This window comes from Protofrankia sp. Cr1 (genome assembly GCF_963555865.1).
GTDB lineage: Bacteria > Actinomycetota > Actinomycetes > Frankiales > Frankiaceae > Protofrankia.
In genome coordinates, this window is sequence record NZ_CAUVXO010000019.1 from 26,723 (window position 1) to 29,661 (window position 2,939).

The following is a 2,939-nucleotide window of genomic DNA, read 5'->3' on the forward strand; positions in this document are numbered from 1 at the left end:
GAGCAGTCGGCAGGTGCCGGTTACCGGTGATAGGCGGAGAAGGGAAGCGGAAACGATGGGCAGGATCGCGCAGACCGACGGTCTGACCGATGTTCAGGCTGACATTCTGTCGGCCGTGCGCACGTTCGTCGACAAGGAGATTCTGCCGTACGCCACCGAACTCGAACACAAGGACGAGTTCCCCGAGGCGATCGTCGAAGCCATGAAGGAGATGGGGCTTTTCGGGATCACCATTCCGGAGGAGTACGGCGGGCTCGGTGAATCGCTGCTCACGTACGCCCTGGTTGTCGAGGAGATAGCCCGCGGCTGGATGAGCGTCTCGGGTGTCATCAACACACACTTCATCGTCGCCTACCTCCTTCTCCAGCACGGCTCCCCCGAGCAGAAGCAGCGGCTCCTGCCGAAAATGGCGACCGGGGAGGTGCGCGGCGCGTTCTCCCTGAGCGAGCCGGGTTGCGGTTCGGACGTGTCCGCCATCACCACCCGGGCCACTCGCGACGGCGACGAATACCTCATCAACGGCCAGAAGATGTGGCTGACCAACGGTGCCCGTGCCGGCATCGTCGCCACCCTTGTCAAGACCGACGAGGGTGCCGACTCGGTCTACCGGAACATGACGACCTTCCTGCTGGAAAAGGAGCCCGGCTTCGGCACCAACGCCGGCATCACGATTCCCGGAAAAATCGACAAACTCGGCTACAAGGGCGTCGAGACCACCGAGATGGTGCTGGACAACCACCGGGTACCGAACTCGTCGATCCTCGGCGGCGCCGACGGCCGGGGCAAGGGTTTCTACCAGATGATGGACGGTGTCGAAGTCGGCCGGGTTAATGTCGCGGCCCGCGCGTGCGGCATCATGATCCGGGCATTCGAGCTGGCGATCGCCTACGCCCAGCAGCGCCGCACCTTCGGTAAGCAGATTGTCGACCATCAGGCGATCGCCTTCAAGTTGGCCGAGATGGCGACCAAGGTCGAGGCCGGCCACCTGATGATGGTGAATGCCGCCCGCAAGAAGGACAGCGGCCAGCGCAACGACGTCGAGGCGGGTATGGCCAAGTACCTTGCCAGCGAGTACTGCTTCGAGGTGACCACCGAGTCGTTCCGCATCCACGGTGGTTACGGCTACTCCAAGGAGTACGAGATCGAGCGACTTTTCCGGGAGGCGCCGTTCATGCTCATCGGCGAGGGTACCTCCGAGGTACAGAAGCGCATCATCAGCCGGGCGTTGCTCAAGGAGTACAAACTCCCGTAGCCAACCCCGCCAGCCGCCGGCCGCGCGGGCATGCTTCTTCTCGCGCGGCCGGCGGCCCCAAGCGGGCTAGCGCTCGAGCGGGCTAGAGGTACTGCCTGGACGGCCCGACCATCGCGCGTACGGTCTTGCCGTCGTGGAACTCGCCGATGGCCGTCATCGTCCAGTTCGGCCCACCCTGCTGACGTGCAACCTTGCACATGACGAGACCGGTGTGCGGTTTTGACTCCGACAGGTCGAAACGGACGAGCTCGGCACCGGTGAAATCGTCGATCAGGCGGCAGAAGGCGTTACGGACCTCGGTGAACTGCTGGCCCTGAAAGCTGTTCACCGTGAAGACCAGCGCTTCGACGGTGGACGGGAGCCCCGCAAGATCGACGAAGATGGTCTCGTCGTCGCCCTCGCCGCTGCCGGTGAGGTTGTCACCGGAATGGCGAACCGCGCCGCGGGCACCCTTCTTCGACATGAACCACACCTTGTCGACGTCCTTGCCGCGGCTGTCGAACAGGATGCAGGAGGCGTCCAGATCGATCTGGCGTCCCCGGTGGGCCGGATCCCAACCCAGTGCCATCCGCACCCGGGTCAACGGCGGGGTCCCGGTCTTGACCAGTGAGACACTCTGGCCCTTGCGCAACGAGACCCGGCCCTTGTCCAGGTTGACGGTCGGGGCACCGGCCACCTGCGGGGCCGGTTGTGACTGCTGGCCGTGCGGCGGACCCCATTGTTGTTGTGCCTGCGGGGCCGGTGATGGCTGCTGGCCGTGCGGCGGACCCCATTGTTGTTGTGCCTGCGGGGCCGGTGATGGCGGCGGGCCCCACTGCTGCTGGGGTTGGGCTACCGGCCGCGCTGGGGATGCCGGCTGCGTCGGCGCCACATAGAGCTGTGTGGGTGCCTCATCCACTGCCGGATCATCCACTGTGATCCCGAAGTCGGTGGCGATACCGGCAAGGCCCGAGGCGTATCCCTGCCCCACGGCACGCACCTTCCAGGACCCCTGGCGCCGGTACAACTCGACGAGCACCAGTGCCGTCTCAACGGTCAGCCCGACCGGGTCGAAACGGGCGAGTTCCGCGCCCCGAAGATCTCTGACGGAGACCTGCAGTGCCCCGACGGTGGCGAAGGTCGACGGGCCGGACCCGTCCAGGCTGCCGGTGATGACGACCTTGTCGATGTCGGCGGGTACCAGCCCCAGTGCGAACTCGAGCGCCGAGGGTGGGAGGAGGCGCACCCCGGGGCCGGTGGGTTGGTTGAAGAACACGAAGTCGGCGTCCGAACGGACCTTGCCGCCCGCCGTGACCAGCAACGCGGCGATGTCGAGCGGAGTCGACGAACTGATCTCCACACGTACATCATTAGTGGACAACGGTGCGTTCGCGCCCTTGCTCAGCACCTGCGCCATGGCGGCCTCCACGTCTGGATTGCTCGGGGCCTCCGGCCGCAGGAGAAGAGCCGTGACCGCGCGGCCTTGTGAGCGCCCGGGGTCGGACGCTCACAGCCTATTAGGTTCCTTCGGGTCGCCGGCGCCGCGTCCCGCATCCAGCGACCGGTCCCAACCCGAGGCGGCGGACCGGTACGAACCAACCGCTCAACGAACCGAACAACCCGGACCCGTCTGTGGGCTCCCCGACGCGTGCGACCGAGCTGCTGTCCCCGCGACCCACATTTCTTGATCATCAGAACCGCCTGCACG

2 protein-coding genes are annotated in these 2,939 nt (G+C 65.8%); one reads left to right on the forward strand and one right to left on the reverse strand.

Translation table 11 applies throughout. The annotated features are described in order from the left end of the window. Positions 1-55: 55 nt before the first annotated feature. Complete coding sequence (locus U9980_RS03680) at positions 56-1,252, forward strand: acyl-CoA dehydrogenase family protein (protein ID WP_322751135.1); 1,197 nt, start codon at positions 56-58, stop codon at positions 1,250-1,252. A gap of 82 nt (positions 1,253-1,334) precedes the next feature. Here U9980_RS03680 and U9980_RS03685 read toward each other — a convergent pair whose 3' ends face one another. Next, a complete protein-coding gene (locus tag U9980_RS03685; protein ID WP_322766674.1) occupies positions 1,335-2,648 on the reverse strand; it encodes a TerD family protein in 1,314 nt (437 codons plus the stop codon). Positions 2,649-2,939: the final 291 nt, after the last annotated feature.